The 25,105-nt window shown below is 68.0% G+C and carries 25 protein-coding genes; 12 read left to right on the plus strand and 13 right to left on the minus strand.

Annotated elements, in window-relative coordinates:
• The first annotated feature begins 78 nt into the window (after nucleotides 1–78).
• The 3 genes from PV646_RS12920 to PV646_RS12930 are packed head-to-tail and all read left to right on the plus strand — an operon-like array spanning nucleotide 79 to nucleotide 3,211.
• Entirely contained in the window at nucleotides 79–1,338 is a 1,260-nt protein-coding gene (locus PV646_RS12920) for an extracellular solute-binding protein (RefSeq protein ID WP_189156283.1), read from the plus strand.
• A 59-nt stretch (nucleotides 1,339–1,397) separates the two neighbouring features.
• Complete coding sequence (locus PV646_RS12925) at nucleotides 1,398–2,315, plus strand: carbohydrate ABC transporter permease (RefSeq protein WP_500341646.1); 918 nt, start codon at nucleotides 1,398–1,400, stop codon at nucleotides 2,313–2,315.
• Nucleotides 2,315–3,211 carry a sugar ABC transporter permease gene (locus PV646_RS12930; protein ID WP_500341647.1) on the plus strand — a complete coding sequence of 299 codons (897 nt, stop codon included), beginning with the start codon at nucleotides 2,315–2,317 and terminating at the stop codon, nucleotides 3,209–3,211. Before PV646_RS12925 ends, PV646_RS12930 begins: the two co-directional genes overlap by 1 nt.
• Nucleotides 3,212–3,253: 42 nt before the next feature.
• On the opposite strand, the gene PV646_RS12935 is transcribed toward PV646_RS12930, so the two are convergent.
• Nucleotides 3,254–4,087 carry a hypothetical protein gene (locus PV646_RS12935; RefSeq protein WP_500341648.1) on the minus strand — a complete coding sequence of 278 codons (834 nt, stop codon included), beginning with the start codon at nucleotides 4,085–4,087 and terminating at the stop codon, nucleotides 3,254–3,256.
• A 349-nt stretch (nucleotides 4,088–4,436) separates the two neighbouring features.
• Between PV646_RS12935 and PV646_RS12940 the strand changes: the two genes are divergently transcribed.
• The 4 genes from PV646_RS12940 to PV646_RS12955 all read left to right on the plus strand — a co-directional run bounded on the left by PV646_RS12940 (nucleotide 4,437) and on the right by PV646_RS12955 (nucleotide 8,141).
• Entirely contained in the window at nucleotides 4,437–5,531 is a 1,095-nt protein-coding gene (locus PV646_RS12940; protein ID WP_500341649.1) for an ABC transporter ATP-binding protein, read from the plus strand.
• A 98-nt stretch (nucleotides 5,532–5,629) separates the two neighbouring features.
• Nucleotides 5,630–6,541 carry a metal ABC transporter solute-binding protein, Zn/Mn family gene (locus PV646_RS12945; protein WP_500341650.1) on the plus strand — a complete coding sequence of 304 codons (912 nt, stop codon included), beginning with the start codon at nucleotides 5,630–5,632 and terminating at the stop codon, nucleotides 6,539–6,541.
• Nucleotides 6,538–7,329, plus strand: coding sequence for a metal ABC transporter ATP-binding protein (locus PV646_RS12950; RefSeq protein ID WP_500341651.1), 792 nt, complete (start codon nucleotides 6,538–6,540; stop codon nucleotides 7,327–7,329). The genes PV646_RS12945 and PV646_RS12950 overlap by 4 nt, the downstream gene beginning before the upstream one ends.
• Complete coding sequence (locus tag PV646_RS12955; protein WP_500341652.1) at nucleotides 7,326–8,141, plus strand: metal ABC transporter permease; 816 nt, start codon at nucleotides 7,326–7,328, stop codon at nucleotides 8,139–8,141. The genes PV646_RS12950 and PV646_RS12955 overlap by 4 nt, the downstream gene beginning before the upstream one ends.
• A 309-nt stretch (nucleotides 8,142–8,450) precedes the next feature.
• Here the strand turns inward: PV646_RS12955 and PV646_RS12960 are convergent, their stop codons facing one another.
• From PV646_RS12960 to PV646_RS12985, 6 genes are all read right to left on the minus strand, one after another.
• Entirely contained in the window at nucleotides 8,451–9,809 is a 1,359-nt protein-coding gene (locus PV646_RS12960; protein WP_500341653.1) for a GGDEF domain-containing protein, read from the minus strand.
• A gap of 317 nt (nucleotides 9,810–10,126) precedes the next feature.
• Nucleotides 10,127–11,356 (minus strand): MFS transporter, encoded by a 1,230-nt coding sequence (locus PV646_RS12965; RefSeq protein WP_500341654.1) that lies wholly within the window; start codon nucleotides 11,354–11,356, stop codon nucleotides 10,127–10,129.
• A gap of 590 nt (nucleotides 11,357–11,946) precedes the next feature.
• Nucleotides 11,947–12,918 carry a 23S rRNA (guanosine(2251)-2'-O)-methyltransferase RlmB gene (gene rlmB / locus PV646_RS12970; protein ID WP_500341655.1) on the minus strand — a complete coding sequence of 324 codons (972 nt, stop codon included), beginning with the start codon at nucleotides 12,916–12,918 and terminating at the stop codon, nucleotides 11,947–11,949.
• A gap of 5 nt (nucleotides 12,919–12,923) precedes the next feature.
• Complete coding sequence (cysS, locus tag PV646_RS12975; RefSeq protein ID WP_500341656.1) at nucleotides 12,924–14,318, minus strand: cysteine--tRNA ligase; 1,395 nt, start codon at nucleotides 14,316–14,318, stop codon at nucleotides 12,924–12,926.
• Nucleotides 14,315–14,938, minus strand: a complete 624-nt coding sequence (locus tag PV646_RS12980; RefSeq protein WP_500341657.1) for an HAD family hydrolase — start codon at nucleotides 14,936–14,938, stop codon at nucleotides 14,315–14,317. The genes cysS and PV646_RS12980 overlap by 4 nt, the downstream gene beginning before the upstream one ends.
• A gap of 25 nt (nucleotides 14,939–14,963) precedes the next feature.
• Complete coding sequence (locus tag PV646_RS12985; RefSeq protein ID WP_500341658.1) at nucleotides 14,964–15,908, minus strand: toll/interleukin-1 receptor domain-containing protein; 945 nt, start codon at nucleotides 15,906–15,908, stop codon at nucleotides 14,964–14,966.
• Nucleotides 15,909–15,960: 52 nt separating this feature from the next.
• Between PV646_RS12985 and PV646_RS12990 the strand changes: the two genes are divergently transcribed.
• Entirely contained in the window at nucleotides 15,961–16,257 is a 297-nt protein-coding gene (locus PV646_RS12990; RefSeq protein WP_500341659.1) for a DUF6191 domain-containing protein, read from the plus strand.
• On the opposite strand, the gene PV646_RS12995 is transcribed toward PV646_RS12990, so the two are convergent.
• The 4 genes from PV646_RS12995 to PV646_RS13010 are packed head-to-tail and all read right to left on the minus strand — an operon-like array spanning nucleotide 16,254 to nucleotide 18,340.
• Nucleotides 16,254–16,646, minus strand: coding sequence for a PPOX class F420-dependent oxidoreductase (locus tag PV646_RS12995; RefSeq protein WP_500341660.1), 393 nt, complete (start codon nucleotides 16,644–16,646; stop codon nucleotides 16,254–16,256). The genes PV646_RS12990 and PV646_RS12995 overlap by 4 nt on opposite strands.
• 4 nt (nucleotides 16,647–16,650) lie before the next feature.
• The gene (ispF, locus tag PV646_RS13000; protein ID WP_500341661.1) at nucleotides 16,651–17,118 is read right to left on the minus strand and encodes a 2-C-methyl-D-erythritol 2,4-cyclodiphosphate synthase; all 468 of its coding nucleotides are present in this window, start codon (nucleotides 17,116–17,118) and stop codon (nucleotides 16,651–16,653) included.
• Nucleotides 17,118–17,807 (minus strand): 2-C-methyl-D-erythritol 4-phosphate cytidylyltransferase, encoded by a 690-nt coding sequence (gene ispD / locus PV646_RS13005; protein WP_500341662.1) that lies wholly within the window; start codon nucleotides 17,805–17,807, stop codon nucleotides 17,118–17,120. Before ispD ends, ispF begins: the two co-directional genes overlap by 1 nt.
• A gap of 44 nt (nucleotides 17,808–17,851) precedes the next feature.
• Nucleotides 17,852–18,340, minus strand: coding sequence for a CarD family transcriptional regulator (locus tag PV646_RS13010; RefSeq protein WP_012782996.1), 489 nt, complete (start codon nucleotides 18,338–18,340; stop codon nucleotides 17,852–17,854).
• 254 nt (nucleotides 18,341–18,594) lie between these two features.
• Here PV646_RS13010 and PV646_RS13015 point away from each other — a divergent pair, with 254 nt between their 5' ends.
• Nucleotides 18,595–19,356: a hypothetical protein gene (locus PV646_RS13015; protein ID WP_500341663.1), complete on the plus strand. Its 762-nt coding sequence runs from the start codon at nucleotides 18,595–18,597 to the stop codon at nucleotides 19,354–19,356.
• Between the two features lie 124 nt (nucleotides 19,357–19,480).
• On the opposite strand, the gene PV646_RS13020 is transcribed toward PV646_RS13015, so the two are convergent.
• Nucleotides 19,481–19,915 carry a hypothetical protein gene (locus PV646_RS13020; protein WP_500341664.1) on the minus strand — a complete coding sequence of 145 codons (435 nt, stop codon included), beginning with the start codon at nucleotides 19,913–19,915 and terminating at the stop codon, nucleotides 19,481–19,483.
• Nucleotides 19,916–20,069: 154 nt separating this feature from the next.
• Here PV646_RS13020 and radA point away from each other — a divergent pair, with 154 nt between their 5' ends.
• From radA to PV646_RS13035, 3 genes are read left to right on the plus strand one after another with little or no spacing between them, the layout of a single operon-like run.
• The gene (gene radA / locus PV646_RS13025; RefSeq protein ID WP_500341665.1) at nucleotides 20,070–21,476 is read left to right on the plus strand and encodes a DNA repair protein RadA; all 1,407 of its coding nucleotides are present in this window, start codon (nucleotides 20,070–20,072) and stop codon (nucleotides 21,474–21,476) included.
• Entirely contained in the window at nucleotides 21,469–22,017 is a 549-nt protein-coding gene (locus PV646_RS13030; RefSeq protein WP_500341666.1) for a hypothetical protein, read from the plus strand. Before radA ends, PV646_RS13030 begins: the two co-directional genes overlap by 8 nt.
• Nucleotides 21,986–22,519 (plus strand): hypothetical protein, encoded by a 534-nt coding sequence (locus PV646_RS13035; protein ID WP_500341667.1) that lies wholly within the window; start codon nucleotides 21,986–21,988, stop codon nucleotides 22,517–22,519. Before PV646_RS13030 ends, PV646_RS13035 begins: the two co-directional genes overlap by 32 nt.
• A gap of 31 nt (nucleotides 22,520–22,550) precedes the next feature.
• On the opposite strand, the gene otsB is transcribed toward PV646_RS13035, so the two are convergent.
• Entirely contained in the window at nucleotides 22,551–25,082 is a 2,532-nt protein-coding gene (gene otsB / locus PV646_RS13040) for a trehalose-phosphatase (protein ID WP_500341668.1), read from the minus strand.
• Nucleotides 25,083–25,105 lie beyond the last annotated feature (23 nt).

Raw genomic sequence — 25,105 nt, forward strand, 5'->3', positions numbered from 1 at the left:
GCAACATTATCGCAAAACCTTGCAAGACCCTCGTCTCACTCGGAGTCGGGGCCCCAGCTGGAGGGAACGGCAGCAACGATGCGACGGACAACCCTCGTGACCGCCATGGCGACGGGTGTCGCCCTCGTGCTCACCGCCTGCGGTAGCGGCGGATCGAGCAGCAACAGCGGATCCGACTCGGGTGAGGTGACCTTCTGGGACACCAGCGGTCCCAACGAGAGCCCGGTCTTCAAGAAGATCGCTGAAGGCTGTGCCACCAAGGACGGCTACAAGGTCAAGGTCGAGACGCAGGCCTTCGACGGTGCGCTCAACAACTACAAGACCGCCGCCCAGGGTGGTCAGGGCCCCGACGTCTTCCGCTCCGAGGTCGCGTGGGTGCCGCAACTCGCGAAGCTGAGCTACGTCGCGGACCTGTCCGACACCGACCTCGCGAAGGACACCTCCGACTTCCTGGAGGCCCCGCTGGGCTCGACGAAGTACGAGGGCAAGACCTACGCGGTGCCGCAGGTGACCGACTCGCTCGCGTTGCTCTACAACAAGAAGAAGCTCGCCGACGCCGGCGTCGAGCCGCCGAAGACGTGGGACGAGCTCAAGGCCGCCGCCGCGAAGCTGGGCGGCGAGAAGTCGTTCTTCCTCAACAACGACGCGTACTACGCGCTGCCGTTCATCTACGGCGAGGGCGGCGACCTGGTCGACGCCGCCGCCAAGAAGATCGTCGTGAACTCCGCCGCCAACGTGAAGGCGCTGGAGACCGCGAAGGGCCTGCTCGACGCGAAGGCCGCCACCACGGCGCTCGACGCGACGAACTCGTACTCGAACATGCAGGCCGCGTTCTCGTCCGGTGAGGCCGCCATGGTCGTCAACGGTCCGTGGGCCGTCGCCGACTACCTCAAGGGCGCCGCGTTCACCGACAAGGCGAACCTCGGCATCGCGCCGGTTCCCGGCCCGTCCGCGGGCAAGGGCAGCGCTCCCGTCGGTGGCCACGACTACGTGATCCGCCAGGGCACCAAGGCGAAGCAGTCGTCGATCAAGTTCATCACCTGCATGGCGTCGGTCGAGTCGCAGGCGACCATCGCCAAGGAACTGGGCCTGCTGCCGACCCGCAAGTCGGCCTACCAGAACGCCGACGTCAAGGCCAACGAGGTCGTGGCGGCGTTCGAGCCGGTCACGAAGGTCGCGCACGAGCGTCCGTGGATCCCCGAGGGCGGCGAGCTGTTCGACCCGCTGAAGGTCGGCTACGCGGACTTCCTGGCCGGCAAGAAGGACGCCAAGACCGCCCTTGACGACGTCGCGAAGGCGTACAAGGAGAAGGTCGTCACCGAGTACTCGATCGGCTGATCGTGTTGGACGGCCGGGGTTCGTGAGAGCCCCGGCCGTCCGCCGGAAGGGGAGTCTCGGTGCGTCGGTTCCTGGACAGGTACTGGTACGCGTATGCGATGGTGCTGCCGGTCGTGGTGGTCATCGCGGTGTTGGTGCTCTACCCGCTCGCACAGGGCGTGTTCTTCACCTTCACGAACATCAACGAGGGCAACATCGCGAACCCGATCCTCGATCGGCCCGCGACCTACGACGTGGTGGGGTTCAAGAACTACCTCAACGTCCTGTCGGGCGGCGAGTCGTTCGGCGCGTTCTGGGGCACGCTCGTCCGCACGCTGATCTGGACGTTCTCGTGCGTGTTCTTCCACTACACCATCGGTCTCGGCCTGGCGATGCTGCTGAACCGCCAGGTGAAGGGCCGCACGTTCTACCGCGTGCTGCTGATCCTGCCGTGGGCCGTGCCCGGGTTCATCAGCGCGTTCGCGTGGAAGTACATGTTCAACGCGCAGTACGGGATCATCAACCAGCTCCTGCGCTCGGTCGGCCTGCCCGACCCGGTGTGGCTCGGCCAGTCGAACTGGGCGCTGGTGTCCGTGATCATCGTGAACGTGTGGCTCGGCGTGCCGTTCATGATGGTGGCACTTCTCGGTGGCCTGCAGTCGATTCCGGGCGACCTCTACGAAGCGGCCGAAGTGGACGGTGCCACGCCGTGGCAGCGCTTCCGCCACGTCACGTTGCCGGGCCTGCGTTCGGTGTCGTCGACGGTGGTCCTGCTGGGCATCATCTGGACGTTCAACATGTTCCCGATCATCTACCTGATCGCCGGACCGAACCCGAACGCCCGGATCCTGGTCACCTACGCGTTCGAACGCTTCTTCTCCGGCGCATCCCGCGACTACGCCGTCGCGTCGACGTACGGCGTGCTGATCCTTTCGGTGTTGTTGGTGTTCGCCACGATCTACCGGCGAGCGCTGCGCAAGCAGGGCGAGGTGTGGTGATGACGCTCGACGCTTCGTCCCTGAAGATGGTGCAGGCCGCCGGTCCGGTCCGCCGTCGGTCCGATCGCTCTCGCGGTGCCTCGATCGCGTTGCACGCCACGTTGATCGTCGCGTCGATCATCGCGGTGTTCCCGGTCTTCTGGGTGTTCGTCACCTCGCTGAAGCCGGACGCGCGCGCGGTCGAGCCGACCCCGAAGCTGTTCAACGAGTCCTCTTTGGACAACTACACCCGCGTGCTGTCGGGCGAGAAGGGCGACTTCCTCGCCTGGTTCGGCAACTCCGTGCTGATCGCGCTGATGACGACCGTCCTCGGTGTCTTCATCTCGGCCACCGCCGGGTACGCGGCGTCGCGGTTCCGGTTCCCCGGCAAGCGCGGCCTGATGATGTCGTTCCTGCTGGTGCAGATGTTCCCGTTCGCGGTGCTGATCGTGCCGCTGTACAACATCCTGATCGCGTTGGGGCTCAACGGGACGTCGCTCGGCCTCGTGCTGGTCTACTGCACGACCGCGGTGCCGTTCTGCACCTACATGTTGAAGGGCTACTTCGACACGGTGCCCAACGACATCGACGAGGCCGGCCGCGTGGACGGCCTGTCGCCGTTCGGCGTGTTCTGGCGGCTGATCATGCCGCTGGCCAAGCCGGGTCTCGCGGTCACGGCGTTCTACGCGTTCCTCACGGCCTGGGGCGAGGTGGCGTTCGCGTCCGCCTTCCTGTCCGCCGCGGACGAGTCGAAGACGCTGGCGGTCGGGCTGCAGGTGTTCGTGCAGCAGAACAGGACGGAGTGGGGGCACCTCGCCGCCGCGTCCATCCTGGTGGCGATCCCGGCGATCATCGTGTTCTACCTGGTGCAGAAGTTCCTGGTGCAGGGCCTCGCGTCCGGCGCCGTCAAGGGCTAGCCGCCGGAGTTCCGGCCCTGCCCGGCGGGGCCGGAACTCCGTTCAGTTCCAAGTGATGCCGTAGAAGATGAACTTGCCGTCGCTGGACGGCGAGGCCGGCAGCGTCCGCACCTCCAGCGACGCGTACCTGCCGGCTCGGCTCCGCCCGCACAGTTGACTGCCCGCGTGCAGTTCGGTGAACTCCACTCGGTCCCGCCACGACGTCACCTGCGCGCAGCGGGCACGGCCGGCGAGCGGAGTGTCCGCGACGATCGCGAGCTGGGCGCCGACGGCCGTGTGCACGCCCGTGCCGTCCATCTGCACCTCACCGGGGCTGGCGGTGTCGTGGCGCCAGTACTCGATGTCGACCCAGTTGTAGCGCTCCAGCGGGACGAGTTCGACCACGCGTTGTTCCTGGACGTTCATGGGGCGGTCGGCATCCGCTCCCGGGGCGGCACCACCGGGCGGCGGCGTCGTGGTGGTGGTCGGGTCGCTCGTCCGACTGCTGCTCGAGCTGGTGCCCGTCAGCGGCGTGGTGATCGGAACGCCGCCGGCTGAAGTCGTCGTCGTGGGTGATCCGGTCGAGGATTCGATGACCTGTGTCGTCGTCGTGGTCGATGCACTGGAGGAACTGCCCGGTCCCGCCGTGGGCGTGCCGAACGGGTACAGGATCACGAGCGTCACGACCGTTGCGGCTGCCAGCACGCCGGCGACCGGCACCAGGACCTTCGCCGGCCGGAGGGGTCGCGCGTCCGGCCTGCCGGTCTCCTCCAACGGGGAGTTCCACCTGCTGACGGCCGTCACGAGGATCTTCGGCTGCTCGAGGGGGTGCTGGTCGGCCGCTGGTTCCCCGTCTTCGGGTTCCGTAGCTCCTTCCCCGTCACGACGGGCCCGCATCGATCTCCTCCGGCAAAATCGGTCGTGTCGGCCTAGAAGAATATGCGAGTGCCGACCTGGACACCGGGATTATTGATGGCCATTTCCTGGCCACTCTGAGCTGCTGTTTTGTTCCTTGGTCGACCACTTGTCAATTCGCCGGACTCCAGGTCGATTCCTGTCGAGATGTGCATGTCGGCGGACCTGACTCCACTGTCCGTTGTGGATGATCGACTGCCGCCACTGGTTCACGTCCCTGAACGTAAGCGCTTACGTTGCCCCATCTCGAAACGTAAGCGCTTACGTCTGTTCACGTAAGCGCTTGCAACACCTAACGTCGCCCTCAGACAAGCGGTGAAAGGTGCGTCACATGGCAGAGGTGTCCTACGTCAAGGCTTCACGCGTGTTCTCCGGCAACCCGCCGGTCCGCGCGGTCGACGAGCTCTCGCTCGAGGTGGCAGACGGCGAGTTCCTGGTGCTGGTCGGGCCGTCCGGTTCCGGCAAGTCCACCGCTCTGCGCATGCTCGCGGGCCTCGAGGACATCGACGAGGGCGCCATCCACATCGGTGGCAAGGACGTCACGAACGTTCCGCCCAAGGGCCGGGACATCGCCATGGTGTTCCAGTCGTACGCGCTGTACCCGCACATGACCGTCGCGGAGAACATGGGCTTCGCCCTCAAGCTGCGCGGTGTGCCGAAGCCCGAGATCAAGGCGAAGGTCGAAGAGGCCGCCAAGATGCTCGACCTCCAGAAGTACCTGGAGCGCAAGCCGAAGGCGCTCTCCGGTGGTCAGCGTCAGCGTGTCGCCATGGGTCGCGCCATCGTGCGTGAGCCGTCCGTGTTCCTCATGGACGAGCCGCTGTCCAACCTGGACGCCAAGCTGCGCGTCGAGACGCGCGCGAACATCGCCGCCCTCCAGCAGCGTCTCGGCACCACCACGATCTACGTCACGCACGACCAGGTCGAGGCCATGACCATGGGCCACCGCGTCGCGGTGCTCAAGGACGGCCTGCTGCAGCAGTGCGACACGCCTCGCGCGCTGTACGACCGCCCGGCCAACGCGTTCGTCGCGGGCTTCATCGGCTCGCCGGCCATGAACCTCAAGACCGTGCCGATCTCGGCCGAGGGCGCGAAGCTCGACGGCATCATCGTGCCGCTGACCCGTGCCGCGCTCGACGCCGCCGGTGGTCTGGACGAGGTCACCTTCGGCATCCGGCCCGAGGCGCTCGGCATCGTGCCGTCGAGCGAAGAGGGCATGGACATGACGGTCGAGCTGGTCGAGGAGCTCGGCGCCGACGCGCTCGTGCACGGTGCGGTGAAGATCGGCGACGCGTCGCAGCGCTTTGTCGTCCGCGTCGACGGCCGCACGCCGCCGACCCTGGGCCAGCACGTCAAGGTGGCCGTCCGCGACACCACCGAGATCCACCTGTTCCACCCCGAGTCGGGCGAGCGCCTGGAGGCGTGATTCACACGTTCAAGCCCCCGGCGTGACCGCCGGGGGCTTTTTCGTGTCGTAAGCTGAACTCGACAACGGTTTCCATTACCTGATCGAGGGACGGCGTGATGACTCTCCGCAACGCTCTGGTCGGCACTCTCGCCGTCGTGAGCCTGGCCGCGTGTGGCACCTCCACGCCGTCCGCTGACAACGGCAAGATCCAGGTCGTCGCCTCCACGAACGTCTGGGGCAGCGTCGTCAAGGCCGTCGGCGGCGACGAGGTCGAGGTCAAGGCGCTGCTGGACGACCCGAGCGCCGACCCGCACTCGTACGAGAGCAAGCCCGCGGACGCGGCGCTGGTCAAGGACGCCAAGCTGGTCGTCTTCAACGGCGGCGGCTACGACGACTTCTTCGCGAAGCTGATCACCAGCGACGCCACCAAGAAGGTCGAGGCGTTCCCGCTGCGCGACAACCACGCGGAGCCGCAGACCGGTGCGCCCGACGCCGACGGTCACGACCACAGCGTCAACGAGCACGTCTGGTACGACCTGCACACCGTCCAGGCGGTGGCCGAGGCCGCGGCGAACGAGCTGGGCGCCATCGCACCGGACAAGAAGTCGACGTTCGAGAAGAACACCGCGGACTTCTCGGCCAAGCTCGAAGAGCTGGAGAAGAAGGTCGCCGGCGTCGGCAAGGGCCGCAAGGTCGCCTCCACCGAGCCCATCGCGCACTACCTGATCGACGAGTCCGGTGCCGAGGACGTCACGCCCGAGGCGTTCAGCAAGGCCATCGAGGAGGAGTCGGACGTGCCCGCCGCCGCCCTCGCGGAGATGAACCAGCTGGTCGAGGGCAAGCAGGTCAACGCCCTGATCAACAACACCCAGACCGAGAACCAGGTCACCAAGGGGATCGTGGAGAAGGCCAAGACCGCGAACATCGCGGTCGTCGCGGTCACCGAGACGTTGCCCGAGGGTGTGACCGGCTACCTTGACTGGATGAGCAAGCAGGTTGACGCGCTCACGCAGGCGCTCAAGGCATGACCGCTATCTCGCTGCGCGGAGCACGGCTGTCCTACGGGGACAGGGTGCTGTGGGACGGGCTCGACCTCGACGTCGAGCCCGGTGAGTTCCTCGCGGTCCTGGGGCCGAACGGCTCCGGCAAGACCAGCCTGATGCGCGTGCTGCTCGGTCTGCAGCCGCTGTCGTCCGGCACGGTCTCGATCGCCGGCGGGAACCACGCCATCGGGTACATCCCGCAGCAGCGAGCGCTCGACCAGTCCATGACGTTGCGGGGCCGCGACCTCGTGGGGCTGGGCCTGGACGGTCACTCGTGGGGCTTCGGCCTGCGGGGCCGTCACGAACGCCGGATCCGTGTCGACGCGGCCATCGAGGCCGTCGGCGGCACCCGGTACGCGGACTCGCCCATCGGGGTGTTGTCCGGTGGTGAACAGCAACGGCTGCGGGTCGCCCAAGCACTGGTCGGCGACCCCACCGTGATGCTGTGCGACGAGCCGTTGCTGTCGCTCGACCTGGCGAACCAGCGCGTGGTGTCCGAGCTGATCGACAAGCGCCGCCGCGAGGCCGACACCGCCGTCCTGTTCGTCACGCACGAGCTGAACCCGGTGCTGCCGCTGGTGGACCGGGTTCTGTACCTGGTCGGCGGGCGGTTCCGGGTGGGCACGCCCGAAGAGGTCATGAACTCCCGCACGCTGTCCGAGCTGTACCGGACGCCGGTCGAGGTCGTGCGGGTGCGCGACCAGATCCTGGTCGTCGGCGCCGGCGCCTGCGAGGAGCAGACGCACCACCTGTCGGCGGAGGCCGCGTCGTGAGCTTTCTCGACCTGCTCGAACTGGACTTCGTGCAGACCGCGCTGATCGCGGCCGCGGTCCTGGGCCTGGTCGCCGGTGTGCTCGGCCCGCTCGTGGTGACCCGCAAGATGGCGTTCGCCGTGCACGGGACCAGTGAACTCGCGTTCACCGGTGGTGCCGCGGCGTTGCTGCTCGGCGTGGGGATCGGGTACGGCGCGCTGGCCGGGTCGATCATCGCCGCGGTGCTGCTCGGAGTGTTGTCCCGGCGGGAGAGCGATCGCGACTCGGTCATCGGGGCGATCCTCGCGTTCGGGCTCGGCATGGGCATTCTCATGCTGGCGCTCTACAAAGGACGCGCCAGCAACAAGTTCGGGCTGCTGACCGGTCAGATCGTGGGGGTCGACTCCACCGACCTGAACCTGCTGGTGATCTCGTCGGTGGCCGTGCTGGCCGTGCTGGCGGTCATCTACCGGCCGTTGTTCTTCGCTTCCGTGGATCCTGATGTGGCTGTGTCGCGCGGGGTTCCGGTGCGGGCGCTGTCGATCGTGTTCGCGGTGCTGGTCGGTGTTGCTACCGCGCTGTCCGTGCAGGTCGTCGGGGCGCTGCTGGTGCTGGCGTTGATGATCACGCCTGCTGCGGCAGCGATGCGTGTGACCGCGTCGCCTCTGCGGGCCACCGTTCTGTCCGTCGTCTTCGCTGAGGTGGCGGCTGTCGGCGGCATTCTGCTGTCGTTGCAGCCGGGGCTTCCTGTGTCCGCTCTCGTTACGGCGGTCAGCTTTGTGATCTACCTCGTGTGCCGGGGTGTTGGGGCCGTGCAACGGCGTTCCGCCTGAATTTCTGGGGCTCCGCCCCAGACCCCGCCAATCTGATCCAAAGCCGGGGCCTGCGCCGTGCGCGGGTAGATGGCACGCCTGTTGCGTTGGGCGGAGGCGCGTTGCTTAGTTTGGGCGCGGTGGTGGGGTGGCTTCGTCACGAGTCGTACCAAGAGCGGGCCACATGCCTGAAGGGGTGTCAAACCGCCGAAAAGCGTGGCGGTTTGACACCCCTTCTGACATGCAGCAAGAGCTGTGGCACGACTCGTGACGAAGCCACCCCACCCGGACCATTTGGTAAGGACGGCTTGCCTTCGGCTTCGCGTGCGATCAGGCGGTTCGGGAGCTGATCGGCTTGGTCACGTCGTCCTGGCGTGGTGCCGGCATCAGGCGCGGTGGGATGTCCAAGCCCGCCACTCGGACCTGGTTGCGGCCGTTCTCCTTGGCCTTGTACAAGGCTGCGTCTGCCGAGTGCTGGGCCATTGCCATGTCCGGGCCGTTGTCCGGGATCACCGCCACGCCGATGGAGGCCGAGATCGCCTGCAGCGACTCGCCTTCCGGTTCTGGGGGCTGGATTTCGCGGCCGTAGAGGGTGACGACGTTGCGGTGCTTGTCCGTTGTGGGGACTGCCAGGGAGCCGATCGCCTCGCGGATGCGTTCGGCGATCGTCACGCCTTGGGCCACCGGTGTGTCCTTCAGCGCTACCACGAACTCCTCGCCGCCGTCTCGGCCCGCCACGTCTCCCGGGCGGAGCTTCTCGCGGAGGATTCTGCCCACCTCTGCGAGGACCGCGTTTCCTGCTGGGTGGCCCCAGGTGTCGTTGATGCGCTTGAAGTGGTCGAGGTCGATGACCAGGACCGTCATCGGTTCGCCGTCCAGGCGGCAGCGTTCTGCCAGGCGGCCCGCGTACTCGGTCAGGCCGTTGGTGTTCAGCAGGCCCGTGCGGTAGTCGGTGTGGGCGTCTGCTGCCAGGCGCTGGTGCAGTTGTTCCTGTTCTCGCAGCAGGCGTTCGAGGTGGGTTCGGCGCTCGCCCGCCCTGGACAGCAGGGCGTTCACGAGGATCACCGGGACCATCAGCAGGAGTGGGCCCACCCAGTGGCTCGTCATGAGCATGCCGAGCATCGCGCCGGCGCCGAGGGTGCTCATTTCGAGCATGTTGTCGACCTTGGAACCCAGGAAGTCGAGGACTTTCGAGTTCGGGGTGACGATTTTGAACGCGGCGGCGACGGTCATCACCTGGACGAACCAGTAGACGACTGCCGCTATCGCGAGGATCAGCACGAGGCTGAGGTCCGCGGGGACGTTTCCCGTGGCGGCTAAAGAGACACCTGACAGGTGGACAAGTGCCCACGACAGGAGCGTGGAGGCGAGCATGGAGGCGGTGCCGAAGACGAAGCGGTACGGCTGGCGGCGGGCGATCGGCTGGATCAGGATGCGCATCCAGATCGTGGCGATCACTGCCAGGCCGCCTGGCAGTGCCACGGCTGCTGCGAACGTCCAGACCGAGGTCAGGTCTATGTGGGGGCCCGAGGCCTCGTTGCGCCGGGCCTCCTCGGCTCTGCGCACGACGGTCAGGTGGATCGTGATCGCGGCGATGAGCGCGCCGAAGCGGAGCCAGTCGTCGTTCGAGACGGCGGTGAGCTTCGTCAGGAGCCAAATGGCCGCTACGGCTACGGCCGCTTCGAGCACGAAAAAGTATGCGATCGCACTAGGCGCAACGGTCCAAAGGTCCCAGTTGCGAATCGGAGTCAAGCCGAGTGCCCGCGATCGCCTGCGATCAGTCAAACTGTTCTTCACCACGACCCCCTACGCTCATGGCACTTCATGAGCTAAGCCGCCGCTGACCAGGTCGTAGACCACCACGCTGCTGCTCGTCGCAACGAGGAGGTGTCCTTCCATGTGCAACCGAGACTTCTGAACGCCACCCTTCCTCTACCCGGCTTCAAAGCGCACCTGGATCATCTTGGTGCCTCACGACGGATATCGCTATTGGTGACTGTTCTGTTTCAGATTGCCACCACCTTCGTGTCGTTGCGACCCCGAGCGCGTCGCCAGGCGAAGGTAGCTTGCGTTGCCAGCAGCAGTCCGATGCCGCCCGCTCCCGCGATCGTGGCCGTCACGGACCCGATCGAATGGGCGACCACGCCCGCCAGCGCCATTCCGCCGCCCTGGCTCGAGCGCAGCGCCGCGCGCCCAATGCCATAAGCCCTTCCGCGGTACTGGTCCGGTAGCAGCCGCATCCACGCCGAACGAGCGGGTGTGTGATAAGCCCCGCCTATACCGGCAATCACCAGCAATACGATCGTCCAGGTCAGGTTCGGGTTGAAAGCGAACATGATCAACGGCGCCAGCGACAGGATCGCCAGCGGACCGATCAGGCGTTCTCGCTTCGCCGGATCCCGGACGAGCCGGAAGAGCAACGCCACGCCCAGCACGTTCGCCGCGGGTTCGATGGCGAGGATCAGGCCCACCGCCCAGACGGCGTTCAGGCTCGCCGCCAGAGGGACCGCGAGGCCTTCCGGGACCATCGCGAGGCCCGCGAGCATCCGGACGCCCAGCAGGGTCCTCAGGCGGGGTTCCGCCACCATCAGCGTCAGCACGCCGCGGGGCTGTTCCCCGTCGTCCTTCTTCTTGCGGCCCAGTGGATCCGCGGCCGGGCGGTGTTTCACCGACGTCTGCACCAAGATCGCCAGGACGACGAACGTGCCGGCGTTGATCGCCAGCGCCAGGCCCGGACTCGTGTGCGCGACGAGGAAGCCCGCGGCCGCGAGTCCTGCCATCTGGGCTATGTCGACGGACGTGCCGAACAACGCCACGCCGTCGTCGTAACGCTTGGGCGGCAGCACGTTCGGGAGGCTCGCCTCCTGGGCCGCGAGGTACGGCGAGGAGATCGCCAGGACCACCACCAGCAGCACGATCATCGCCCACAGCGGCATGCCGGGAATGGCCATCGCGGCCATCAGCGCGGCCTGCAACCAGGCCGTCGTCACCATTACCGTGCGGCGCGGGAACCGGTCGGCGACCCAGCCGAGCAACGGACCCGAAATCAGCGGCGGGAAGAGCGTCAAAGACCAGGTGAGAGCGGTTGCGGCAACGGATTGTGTCCGCTCGAATACGAGCAGTGACAATGCGACCGCGGCGAGTTGGTCACCGGCTGTCGAAAGAGTGGAACCGATCCACATGGCGCGGAACTCGCGCATACCCACGAGCTCGCGGAGGGTGCCGCGCGTCGTCATGCGCTACCTCGCGGAGCCGCCGCCCGCGCGCGGCGAATCGGCACGTCCCGATTCGCTCTACGCCGAGTCACGTCGCCCCCGCCGGTGGTAATCAATTCCTATCGACAATCACGGTAGAAGCTGCCTGACCGTTCAACGTCTGTCCTACCACAGTGTGTACCTAAACGGAGCAGAGCAGTTACATAAAGTAGTTACAATAGCAAAACGTAGAGCTGATCTTCTTGACAGTTGACCTCGGGTTCGCCTGATTGGATCCCAAATGGTCACGTTGCGTGTCAGCTGGTGCCAAACGGGCGTCGGTGGCTCGACCAACCGGTGCAACCCGCTCCGACTCCCGCCCCTCGTGACCTGCGCATTCTCACCGAGACGAAGGTACCCGCGTCCGGGAGTGGCACGGAATAGGCCACGCGGTTTGTCATCCGTTGAGCGGCGCGGTTCTGGCAAGTGTGGAGATCTCGTTTCCTCGTCCGCGTAACGAAACCGGTTTCGCGGACGAGGAAAACGATCACTAACGTCGGTTATGGACGCGCATGGCGTCGCAAACTGATCAATAACGTCAGGCAACCGTCAGACAAGGGCCAAAAGTAGGGTCAGCCCTTGGCATCGATGCGGCGGCGACGGGCGACCTCCGCCAGCACGACACCGGCCGCGACGGACGCGTTGAGCGACTCGACGCCGGGGGCCATCGGGATCGACACGGTCTGGTCGCACGTCTCCTTGACGAGACGGCCGAGACCGCGGCCCTCCGAACCGACCACGACGACGAGCGGGCCCGTCGCGAGCTCGAGGCCGTCCACGTCGACGTCACCGTCCGCGTCGAGGCCCACGATCATCAGGCCCGCCTCCGCCCAGTCGCGCAGCGTGCGGGTGAGGTTCGTGGCCATCGCGATCGGCAGCTTGGCCGCCGTGCCCGCGCTGGTGCGCCAGGCCACGGCCGTCATCGACGCGCTGCGCCGCTGCGGCACCACGACGCCCTGCGCGCCGAACGCGGCGGCGGACCGGATGACGGCACCCAGGTTGCGCGGGTCCGTCACGCCGTCCAGCGCCACCAGCAGCGGCGGCCGGGTGGAGCGCTGGGCGAGTTCCAGCAGCTCGTCCGGGGTCGCGTACTCGAACGGCGGCACCTGGAGGCCGAGGCCCTGGTGCATCGCGCCGGCGGTGATCCGGTCGAGCTCACCGCGGGACACCTCCAGCACGGAGATTCCCCGCTCGGCGGCCAGCTGCACGGCCTCCTGCACGCGGTCGTCCGTGTCGATGCCCAGCGCCACGTAGAGCGCCGTCGCGGGCGTGCCCGCGCGCAGGCACTCGACGACGGGGTTGCGGCCTGCCACGGTCTCCGCGGAGGCCTTCTCCTTCGTCTGCCTGCGCTGCGTCCTGGCGGCACTGGACTTCGCCGCCATCTTGGCGTTGCGGTACGCCGGGTGGTTGGGGCGGTCGGTCGCCTTCGGCGTCGGACCCTTGCCCTGCAGGCCCTTGGACTTCTGCCCGCCGGAACCGGCGACCGCGCCCTTCTTCGAGCCCGGATTGCGCATCGCGCCCTTGCGCTTGGAATTGCCAGCCACGGAAGTCAGTCGTCCTTCAAAGTCCACTGCGGACCGTCGGGGGTGTCCTCGACGGCGATGCCCGCGTCGTGCAGCTGGTCGCGCAACGCGTCAGAGCGTGCGAAGTCCCTGCTCTTGCGGGCTTCCTGGCGTTCGACGAGAAGTCGGTCCACCAGCGTGGTCAACGCCTGTCGCATGCCGAGGTCGGCAGACGACTGGTCGTTCCACTTCGGCGACAACGGGTCGACGCCGAGGATGTCGGCCATCCGGCGCACGCACTCGGCCGCTTCACGGGCCTTGTCGTGATCACCGTCGGCCAGCGCCGTGTTGCCCTGGCGCACCTTGTTGTGCAGTGCCGCCACGGCTTGGGGCGTGTTCAGATCGTTGTCCATCGCGACCACGAAGTCGGGGCACATGTCGCCGCGCAGCTGGACCTGACCAGTGCGTTCGGCGACCCGGCGCAGGAACGACTCGATGCGCCCGTAGGACGTCACCGCCTCCTGCAACGCCTCTTCGGAGTACTCGATGTGCGAACGGTAGTGCGGCGCCACCAGGTAGTACCGCAGCTCCTGGGCGCGGACCAGCTCCAGCATCGCCGGGATGGACACGGTGTTGCCGAGCGACTTGGCCATCTTCTCGCCGGACAGCGTCACCCAGTAGTTGTGCATCCAGTAGTTCGCGAAGCCGTCGCCGGCCGCGCGGGACTGGGCCTGCTCGTTCTCGTGGTGCGGGAAGATCAGGTCGAGCCCGCCGCCGTGGATGTCGAACGTGCTGCCGAGGTACGTCGTGGCCATCGCCGAGCACTCGAGGTGCCAGCCGGGCCTGCCGTCGCCCCACGGCGTCGGCCAGGACGGCTCGCCGGGCTTCGCGGCCTTCCACAGCGTGAAGTCACGCGGGTCGCGCTTGCCGCGCACCGCCGTCTCACCCTGCTCCACGCCGTCGAGCTTCTGCCCGGACAACGCGCCGTACTCGGGGAACGAGCGCACGTCGAAGTAGACGTCACCGTCGACGTCGTAGGCGTGACCCTTGTCGATCAGCCGCTGCATCAGCTCGACCATCTGCGTGACGTGGCCGGTGGCACGCGGCGCGTACGACGGCGGCAGGCAGCCCAGCGCGTCGTAGGCGTCCTCGAACGAGCGCTCGTGCTTGTACGCCCACTCCCACCAGGTCTTGCCGTGGTCGGCGGCCTTGGCGAGGATCTTGTCGTCGATGTCGGTGACGTTGCGGACCAGCGTGACGTCCGCCCCGTCGCGGGCGAGCCAGCGACGGAGGACGTCGAAGTTCAGGCCGCTGCGGACGTGCCCGATGTGCGGCACACCCTGCACCGTCGCCCCACACACGTAGATCGACGCCGTTCCGTTGACCTGCGGGTGGAACTCCCGCATGGACCGGCTCGCGGTGTCGTAGATGTGGAGGCTCACACGGGAATGGTACGGGCCACATCCAAAAGAGCGTCCGGGCGGTCACTCGTCGGAACGGGGTTGACGAGCCGGAAGGAGCAACCGATGGCCTCCGCGCCGCCGTCCGCCTCCTCGCTGTCGCCGACCATTACGGCATCACGGGGATCGACGCCCAGCCGTTCGCACGCGGTGGTGAAGATCTTCGGGTCCGGCTTGATGACGCCTTCCTCGTAGGACAGCACGAACTCGTCCACGAGGTGCGTCAGGCCGTGCAGTTCGAACACCGTGCGGATGTCCCAGCCGATGTTGCTGACGACCGCGACGGGCACGTCTTTCAGGTGTTCGAGTGTCGCCTTGGTGTCCGGGTAGGGCACCCACGACTCGGCGTGGATCAGCTGGTCGTAGAGGGCCTCGGCGTCGGGCACGAGCGAGTCCTGGAGGACGCGGACGTGCACCCAGCGGTGCACGTCGGGGTCGAGGTCGCGGCGCACCCAGGCGTCGGCGAGTTCGGGGTCCATGCCGTCGGAGATGCCGACGGGGGCCGTGAGTGCACGCATCAGGTCACCGTTGGACGCGAGCTCGGGGTGCTCGAGCCGGAACAGCGTGCCGGAGAAGTCGAAGAGCGCGGCGCGGATCGTCACGCCCCCGACTCTACGTGCCGAACGGCTAGGTGGTCTGGACCTTTTTGAGTTCGGCTTCGACGGCGGACGCGTCGTAGGAGAGGGTCAGCTGCAGGTCGCCCGCACCGCGGTCGGTGGCCGCCTGGAACTCCTCGACGAACTGCTCGATCTGCTTCAGCGGCTGGTCGGAGAGGTGGGCCGCGGTGGAGTAGAGCGCGGTGAACCGGTCCGGCGTCGTGGTGCCGCGCAGTTCGGCGGACCAGTCGAGCAGGCTCTCGTAAGCCTCCACGAAGCTGTTGGCCAGGTACTTGATCTTGTCGCTGTCGCCGGGACGCCCGGCCGGACCGAACGCGCTCTGCAGCCTGCCGGGGGAGAGCAGGTCCGAGACGCCGTTGATGATCTTGTCGAACGCCCGGCTGCGTGCCATGAACGTGTCGAGCGCGTCGACGTCCTCGGTGATCATGCGCGTCGGCTTGGCGCCGCCCATCTCGTGGCGGGTCCGCTTGTCCTTGAGGTTGCGCATGTGCAGCCCCACGGTGGCGGCGAACAGCTGGTACTCCCAGCCCGCCTTGGGTCCGGGGACCGCGGTGCCGACCTTCCTGGCGATCATCTCCGCCAGCTCGCGCGGAGTGCTGTGGCGGATGTCCAGGTAACCGGTGCCGGCCCGCAGCGCGGGGATCTCGGTGTCGTCGAAGCGGACGGGCAGCACGTACTCGGTGTCGGAGACCAGCGCGCGGTCGAACGCGGCCTGCCGCTCGTGCTTGGTCCACATCTTCCTGGCGTAGTGCTCCGACACGAACATCACGCAGAAGCGCGAGTCGTGGCGGTAGATCTGGTCGAGGTGCTCGACGAGGTTCTTGCCCCAGAGATCGGCTTGCTCGTCGGTGTCGTAGAAACGGGTCACACCCAGTTCGGTGAGGTGGCGGGCCACCTCGTCGACGTAGGGGCGGTCTTCGCCGGCGAAGGAGAGGCACACGTCGTACTTGGGCACCAGGCGATCGTAGTGGCGGGAACCACACCGCTGTGCGGGGAGTTGGGAAGGTATGAGCCTGGGGTTCCTGTTCGCGATGTCGTTACCCGCGTTGGTGGCGGCCCTGTTCTTCCTCGCCGTGTTCGAGAGGTTCGTCCGCGGCAGGAAGAAGGGCATGCCGATGTCGACCGCGGGGATCGGCGAACTGGGAGCCACGTTCGAGGCGGGCAAGCGCGACGAACTGGAGTTCCGCAAGGAGGAACGGCATCTGCGCGACGACGAGGGTGATCACGCGCCGCCGCGGAGCCGGGTGGACCTCGACGGCGGCACGGCCGTGCTGAAGGTGCCTGCGCAGAGGCAGTCGAGTTAGGCGTTGCCGGTGGTCTTGGCGACCTTGACGCGGACGATGACGCGGACGTTGTCCGTGCCGGCGTCGCCCGGGTAGTCCTTGCCGAGGTACTTGTGCGAGAGCTCGTTGATGAGCTCGGCGCCGCCCTCGGTCGTCAGCGACGCGTCACCGCGGAACTCGCTGTACTGGTACGGGTTGTCCTTGTTGATGACGGTGATGCTCACCCGCGAGTCGTTCTGCAGGTGGCGTTCCTTCGCGCGGCCGACGACCGTGGAGAACAGCACGTCGTCCCCGTCGCGCTTGACCCAGACCACGGAGGTCTGCGGGCTGCCGTCCTTGGTCAGCGTCGCGACCGTGCCGTAGTTGGGGCTGTCCAGGAGTTCGCGCTGTGCATCTGAAAGCGTGGCCATGAGGTCAGGCTACGGGGAACAGCAGGGCCGTCGCGATCGCCGCGATGCCCTCGTTCCGCCCTGTGAGACCGAGGCCGTCCGTGGTGGTGCCGGCGACCGAGACGGGGCCTCCGACGGCCTCCGAGAGGGTCTTCTGGGCCTCTTCGCGACGCTTGCCGACGCGCGGCTGGTTGCCGATGACCTGCACTGTGGCGTTTCCCACACGGAAGCCGGCCTCCTCGACGAGGCGGCGCACCTCCGTGAGCAGGACCACGCCGTGCGCACCGGACCAGCGCGGGTCGGACGTGCCGAAGACGGCGCCCAGGTCACCCAGGCCCGCTGCCGAGAGGAGCGCGTCGCACAGGGCGTGCGAGGCCACGTCGCCGTCGGAGTGACCGGCGCACCCGTCCACGCCCTCCCACAGCAGCCCGGCGACCCAGCACTCACGTCCTGCCTCGATCGGGTGGACGTCGACGCCCTGGCCGATCCTCACTACTGGCCTCCGCTGAACAGTGCCGCCGCGACCGCGAGGTCGAACGGGGTGGTGATCTTCATGGCGTGGGGGTGTCCGGGGACCGTGTGCACCGCGACACCGTTCTTCTCCACGAGACCGGCGTCGTCAGTCGCGGCGATACCGGAGCTGTAGGCGGCTTTGAGAGTCTCGACGCGGAAACCCTGCGGGGTCTGCACGACCCGCAGACCGGCTCGATCAGGTGTGGAGACGACCACTCCGGCCTCGTCCACCTGCTTGATCGTGTCGGCGACCGGGAGCACCGGGATGACGGCGTCGAACCCGTCGCGCACGGCGGCGACGACACCGGCGATGACCTCGGGAGGGGTGAAGGCACGAGCGGCGTCGTGGACCAGCACGATCGAGGTGTCCGGAATCACGCGGAGCGCGTGTTCGAGGGCGAGCCGCACCGAGTCGGTGCGCTGCGAACCCCCTGAAAGCACGTGCACCGCCCCGCCGGCCGGAGCCAGCGAGGCGGTTGCGGTGTGCACTTGGTCCACATCGGACGGAGGAGCGGCGATGACGACGTGCTGGACGTGACCTGACTCGAACAGGCCTCGCACGGCACGAGTCAACAGCGGTACACCGTTGACCGGCACGAGCGCCTTGGGCATCCCGTAGCCCAGACGCTCACCCCGCCCTGCCGCGGGCACGAGCGCGACAACACTCATGTTCGCGACTTACATCCGATGCTCAGTTGTTGTTTGCAGAAAAACTACGAAGCAGTGGCGAGAACTTCGTCGAGGAGAACCTCGGCCTTGTCCTCGTCGGTGCCCTCGGCCAGCGCCAGCTCGCTGACCAGTATCTGCCGCGCCTTCGCCAGCATCCGCTTCTCGCCCGCGGAAAGTCCGCGATCCTTTTCGCGCCGCCAGAGGTCGCGCACCACTTCCGCAACCTTGTTCACGTCGCCGGAGGCGAGCTTCTCAAGGTTGGCCTTGTACCGCCGAGACCAGTTGGTCGGCTCCTCGGTGTGGGGAGCACGCAAGACCTCGAAAACCTTGTCGAGCCCTTCCTGGCCGACAACGTCACGCACGCCTACGATTTCGGCGTTGTCAGCGGGAACCCGTACGGTGAGGTCGCCCTGCGCTACCTTCAGAACGAGGTACTTCTTTTCCTCGCCCTTGATCACGCGGGTCTCGATTGCTTCGATGAGAGCGGCACCGTGGTGCGGGTAGACGACGGTCTCTCCGACCTTGAAAACCATGTGTCCTCTGCCCCTTTCGATGCCCCCATCCTAACACGTCCGGCAACCCTTCGATTGTCGCTCGATGATCCGTTAGTGCTGGTCAGGGCCATGCGGGGGGTTGACAAACCACCTGTTCGCGTGCAAGGTACGTCTCATCGAAGATCGACTGGCAGCCAGTCGCGCCCTCGATTCGGGTCCCGGTTAGGCTCCTTGCCTGGTGGTTGTTCCCTAGGAAGGACGCTGGAGCCGTGAACTCAGGAGTGTCTCGCCGGATGATCGTGACGGCAGCGCTGGCCGCGGGCCTCGGCCTGGTGGCGGTCGGCTGCAGCGCCGGTCAGGTCACCCAGACCGACACCCAGGTCGCCGCCGTGGACGGTGCGAGCGGCAACGCTGGCCCGATCGCGGTGCGCAATGCCATGCTCGCCTTCCCGCCGGACGGCAACCGGTACAAGGACGGCGCCGATGTGCCGCTGACCTTCGTCATCGCGAACACGGGGTCCACCCCGGACAAGCTGCTGTCGATCAAGTCGGACGCGTCCGAGGCAGAGGCCGAGGTCGTCGGTTCGAAGGAGATCCCGGCGCAGTACGCGCTGCGGGCCGAGTACGACGCCTCGAAGGCGCCGGTGAAGTCCTCTTCGCCGTCGTCCTCCGCCGCCTCGTCCTCGTCGGTCGCGCCGACCTCGGGCGCCCCCTCGTCGAACGCGGGCACGCCGTCGTCCAGCGCGGGCACGCCGTCCTCGACGTCGGGCAACCCGTCCTCGAACGCGGGCACGCCGTCGTCGAACGCGTCGTCGTCCGGCGCCCCGTCGACGACCGGTCGCCCGTCCTCCTCGGCTCCGGCCACGGTGGACCCCGACCTCGAGGTGCTGCAGATCCGCTGCACGCTCAAGAAGCTGAACCGCGAGGTGGTGGCGGCCCAGACCGTCAAGATCACCTTCCTGTTCGAGAAGGCAGGCTCCGTGACGCTGGAGGTGCCCATGGCGCCGTCCGACCACAAGCGCACGAGCGAGAACCACGAGTCCGGCGGTCACTGAGTTTTCTGCCGCTGCTGCGCAGCAGCGGCGAGTTCGCCGGGAAGTCGCGAACTCGCACTAAGTGCCCTGATACGCGAAACGCCGCTCCCTGGGTATCCAGGGGGCGGCGTTTGGCGTTGCTGGGTCAGGAGGCCTGCAGCATCGGGCGGAACTTGTCGCGGTAGGCCCACGCGAGGCCGATCTCGGCGGCGACCACGAGCAGCGCCATGACCATGCCGCTCGGCTCCAGGAAGACGTGGAACAGGAAGATGTTCACGATGACCGGGGCGAGCAGGGCCAGTGCCAGCGGCACGAACCGGCCGATCACCAGCAGGACGCCGGCGAGCAGCTGGACGCCGGACGTGAGCTGCACCATGTAGCCGGTCGCGTAGAGGGCCGCGTTGAACGCCACGCCGTCGGGCGCCATGGTGCTGGGGTCCGGGGCGGGCATGAACATCAGGAAGCCGTTCAGGCCGGTCGTGGCGAACAGCAGGCCGGTCAGCACGCGGGTGACGACGGTGGCGTAGCGGCCGATGGCGAACTTGCGGGTCTGCGTCGCGGAAGCGGTTGCGGTGCTCACTGTGTCCTCCAGGTGTGTCGTGTCCTTCCACTGATGCGTCGAACGGGCCCCACGCCGGATCGACATCGGGCGTCAGAAAATCTTCGAGATTTCTGCGCGTGGCTGTGACCTGCGGCGATCGGAAGTGTCAGACCTGTCCTCTACCGTTCTGGTCGTGGCGAAGACAGCGCGGCCGATCTTCCGTTGTGCCGAGTGCGGGCACGAGGTGGCGAAGTGGTTCGGCCGCTGCCCCGAGTGCCAGGCCTGGGGCAGCATCGAGGAACGAGGCACCGCCTCGGTGACCCGTGTCGTGGCGGGCGCGCCGACCTCCAGGGCCAGGCCGATCGGCGAGGTCGACATCGAGTCGGCGCGGGCGCTCACGACGGGCGTCAGCGAGTTCGACCGGGTGCTGGGCGGCGGCCTGGTGCCGGGTGCCGTCGTGCTGCTCGCCGGTGAGCCCGGCGTCGGCAAGTCCACGCTGCTGCTGGAGACGGCGCACCGGTGGGCGGAGGCGCACGGCCGCTGCCTCTACGTGACGGGTGAGGAGTCCGCGGGCCAGGTGCGGCTGCGCGCCGAGCGCACCGGGAACCTCCACCCCGAGATGTACCTGGCGGCCGAGAGCGAGCTCAGCGCGTTGCTCGGGCAGGTCGACCAGGTGAAGCCGTCGATGTTGATCGTCGACTCCATCCAGACCATGTCGACGGTGAGCGTCGAGGGTGTGCCCGGCGGCGTCACGCAGGTGCGGACCGTCGCATCAGGACTGATCGCGATGGCCAAGGAACGCGGTCTCCCGGTGGTCCTCGTGGGACACGTCACGAAGGACGGATCCGTTGCGGGGCCCAGGGTTCTGGAGCACCTGGTCGACGTGGTGCTGCAGTTCGAGGGCGACCGCCACTCCAGCCTGCGGCTGCTGCGGGGCATCAAGAACCGCTACGGCGCGGCGGACGAGGTGGGCTGCTTCGAGCTGCGCGACGACGGCATCGCGTGCGTGCCGGACCCGTCCGGCCTCTTCCTCACGCGCCGCGAGAAAGCAGTCGAGGGCACCTGCGTCACGGTGATCGTCGAGGGCAAGCGCCCGATGCTCGGCGAGGTGCAGGCGTTGGTGGCCAAGACAAATCTGCCCGCACCCCGGCGCGCGGTGAGCGGCCTCGACTCGGCGCGGATCTCGATGGCCTTGGCCGTGCTGGAGAAGCGCGGCAAGGTCAACCTGTTCCAGAAGGACGTCTTCACCGCCACGGTCGGCGGCATGCGTCTGGTGGAGCCGGCTGCGGACCTCGCGGTGGTGCTCGCGGTGGCCTCGGCCGAACGCGAGATCGCCCTGCCCGCCGACCTGGTGGTGCTGGGCGAGGTCGGCCTGGCCGGAGAGATCCGGCGCGTCAACGGCGTGGGCAAACGCCTCAGTGAGGCCGCGCGGCTGGGGTTCAAGAAGGCCTTGGTGCCGCCGGACCACGGGCCGCTGCCCGAGGGCGTGCGGGCGCTGGTGGCGCACGACCTGGTGTCGGCGCTGGAAGTGCTGGGACTGAACCGTCGGCGCAGCGGCAAGGGCGGTGACGGCAAGGAGGCCGAGCCCGAGGATGACTGACCCCTTGCGCCGTGCGGTGTCGTTGATCCCCGACGACGCACGCAGCGACGCGGGGTGCACCTCCGCGGACGTGCTGGACTACCTCGACCACAACGAGCCAGAGGTGGCGCACGGCATCCTGGAGGACTTCGACGGCGTCGCGTGGCAGACCGACGAGTTCTGGGACCTGCTGGCCGAGTCCGCGCGGCAGATGCGCCTGGGCACGGACTGGATCACCTGGCGCAAGGAGGAAACGCGGCACGGGCTCCTCCGCGCCGAACTCGAACTGGCGACGGACGCCACCCCGATCCCCGCCGGGGAGAGGCAGGGAACGCGCTGGGACCTCGGGGACGGAGTGCTCCGGCCCGCGACGATGCGGATCGAGTCGATGCTGGTCCTGGAACCAGGCCGGACGGCGGTCGTCCGGCTCAGGCCCGCGGACCCGTGGCAGCACCTCACCGAGGGCGCCGTGATCGCGTTTCACGAACACCAGCCCATGGCGGGCGTGGCGACTGTGATCGAATTAGCGGGTGTTGGGGAGACACGACAGCGAGATCGGTGAGTTGTTGCGGTTCGCCGCGTCCTTGGTGCCCTCCGAGGTGCGGAGCACGGACCTGCTCGACTACCTGGACCTCGAAGAGTGGGAGCTCGTGCTCCAGCTGCTGGGGGAGTTCGACGGCAACACCTGGCAGACACCGCGCTACTGGGCCCTGCTGGCCGAGGCGGCCACGCAGATGGACCAGGACGACGCCTGGTTCCAGTGGCGGTGCGTGGAGTCGATCCAAGGGGTGCTGCGGGTGGAGCTGACCATGGCCGTCGCCGCGGAACCGTTGCGGGCCAGGGGAGAACGCCCGACGTGGGACGTCACGGGCAGGCACCAGCGGGTGGCCGCGCTGTGGATCGAGTCCAAGCCGGTGCTGGGGCCCGGCGAACGGGCGACGGCCCGGCTGAGGCCGTTCGTGCCGCCGGCGTGGGCGCACCTGATCCGGGGCGACACGATCACGTTGCTCGGCAGCTCGCCGGGGACGGCGAAGATCATCGAAAAGATACCGCCGCGGCCCTGAACAGGACCGCGGCGGCAGCAGAACTACGAGATCACTGCGAGAGCAGCTGGGCGCAGCGGATCAGGCCCAGGTGCGAGTACGCCTGCGGGTGGTTGCCCAGCGAGCGTTCCGCGACCGGGTCGTACTCCTCGGGCAGCAGGCCGGTGGGGCCTGCTGCCGCGACGATCTGGCCGAACAGCTCCTCGGCCTCGGTGCGGCGGCCGGTGAGCAAGTACGACTCGATCATCCAGGCGGCGCAGAGGTGGAAGCCGCCCTCGTCGCCGGGCAGGCCGTCGTCGCGGTGGTAGCGGTACACGGTGGAACCGGACCGCAGCTCCGCCTCGATCGCGGTCACCGTCGACTGGAAGCGCTCGTCGGCTGGGTCGATCAACCCCGACAGGCCCACGAACAGCGAGGCGGCGTCGAGGTCGTCGCCGTCGTAGGCCGTGGTGAAGGACTGGACCTCGTCGTTCCAGCCGTTCTTCAAAACGTCGGTGGCGATCGTGTCGCGCAGCGGAACCCACGACGGGTCCAGCTCGCGGCCGAACTGCTCGCCGAGCTTGATGGCGCGGTCGATGGTCAGCCAGCACATGACCTTGGAGTACACGTGGTGGCGCGGCGCGTGCCGTTCCTCCCAGATGCCGTGGTCGGGTTCGTGCCAGCGCCGGGAGACGGCCTCGGCCATCGCCTGGACCATCGTCCAGTCGGCGTCCGAGAGCGACCCGCGTGCGGTCGCGAGCTGGACGACCAGGTCGACGACCGGGCCGAACACGTCGAGCTGCACCTGCTGGTTCGCGAGGTTGCCCACGCGGACCGGGCGGGAGCCGGCGTAGCCGGGCAGCGACTCGATGACGGCCTCGGCGCCCAGCTGGGTGCCGTGCAGCGTGTACAGCGGGTGCAGCCGCTCGGGGCCCGGGATGGTCTCCAGGACGCCGTGCAGCCACGCCAGGAAGCCGTCGGCCTCCGCGAACGAGCCCACCGACACCAGGGCGGCGGCGGTCATCGCGCCGTCGCGCAGCCAGCAGTAGCGGTAGTCCCAGTTCCGGACACCACCGAGCTCCTCGGGCAGCGACGTCGTCGCGGCCGCCATGATCGACCCGGAGTCCTTGTGGACCAGGCCGCGCAGGGTCAGCGCCGAGCGCAGCACCAGGTCGGTCTGCACCTTCGGCAGGTGCAGGCCCGCGGCCCAGTCCGACCAGTAGCCCGCGGCGCGGTCACGGCGGACCGACTCGGCCTGAGCGTGCTCGGTGATGTCGTCGGTGCCGCACCGCAGCTCCAGCAACACCGGCGCACCCTCGCGTGGACGCACCACGGCGCGTGCGGTCTCCTGCACGCCGTCGGAGGTGATCTCCCAGTCGACGCCGGGCGAACGCAGCACCATCGGGTCCGAGGTGCCGACGATGCGCAGGCCGTCGCGCTCGCGCAGCAGCCGCACCGGCACCTGCCCGAACTCGGGGCGCGGCGCGAACGTGATCACCGCGTTGGTCGAGCCGGAGATGCGCCGCACGAGGTCGGTGCGGTGCGAGGCGAGATCGTGCTCCAGGTAGTCCGTCACCAGGAGCCTCGACCAGCGGGTCTCCACGATCATCGTGCCCGGCAGGTACCGCTGGCCCAACGGCAGCGAACCGTGCTCCGGCTTGATCGAGAAGTGGCCTGCGGCCGGGCCACCGAGCAGGTCCGCGAAGATCGCCGCGGAGTCCGGCTCGGGATGGCACAGCCAGTTGACCTTGGCGTCCGGCGTCACGAGAGCAACCGAACGCTCGTTCGCGAGCATCGTCAGACGCTCGATCGGCACCGCCTGATCGCCGTGCAGCCACGCGCGACGTTCCTCCAGCAGGAACGCCAGCACCGTCGCCACGTCGGCGGGGTCGGACACGTAGTGCTGGGCCAGCGACTCGCCGGGACCCACGCGGATGCCCAGGTCGGGCCCGTGCAGGCGCTCGAACGCCTTCTCGTCCGTCACGTCGTCGCCCAGGAAGATCGCCGCGGTGGCGCCGACCTGGTGACGCAGGATGTCGAGGGCGTGGCCCTTGTTGGTCTCGACGACGGCCAGTTCGATGACGGCCTTGCCCTCGGTGACCTGCACACCTTCCCAGGTGCACGGACCGGAGCGGACGGCGTCGAGCACCGCGGCGCCGATGGCCTCGGTCGCCGCACGACGGACGTGCACGGCGATCGAAGCGGGCTTGACCTCGAGGTGCACGCCCTCCTGGCCGTCGACGATCTCTTCGAGGTCGGCCTCGATGCGCCGCAGCAACGCCTTGGCGTCGCCGTCGAGCGCGTGCACGAAACCGACGTCGAACTCGGAACCGTGCGAGCCCACCAGGTGGACCTCGCCCGGCAGGCGGGAAAGGGTGGCCAGGTCGCGCAGCGCACGGCCGGAGATCACAGCCGACGTCGTCTCGTGCAGCGATGCCAGCGAACGCAGCGCGTTCACCGACTCCGGGAGCGGGCGGGCCGCCTCCGGGTCGCTCACGATCGGCGCGAGTGTTCCGTCGTAGTCGCTGGCTACAAGTAGTCGCGGGGTCCGCGCGAGCTGAACGATCGCTCGGCGCAGTTCGGCGGGGAGGGCCTCGGCGGTCAACGCCCCTCCTGGAGCACTCGATG

The sequence above is a fragment of the Streptomyces sp. ID05-26A genome (assembly GCF_033794685.1).
Taxonomy (GTDB): domain Bacteria; phylum Actinomycetota; class Actinomycetes; order Mycobacteriales; family Pseudonocardiaceae; genus Lentzea.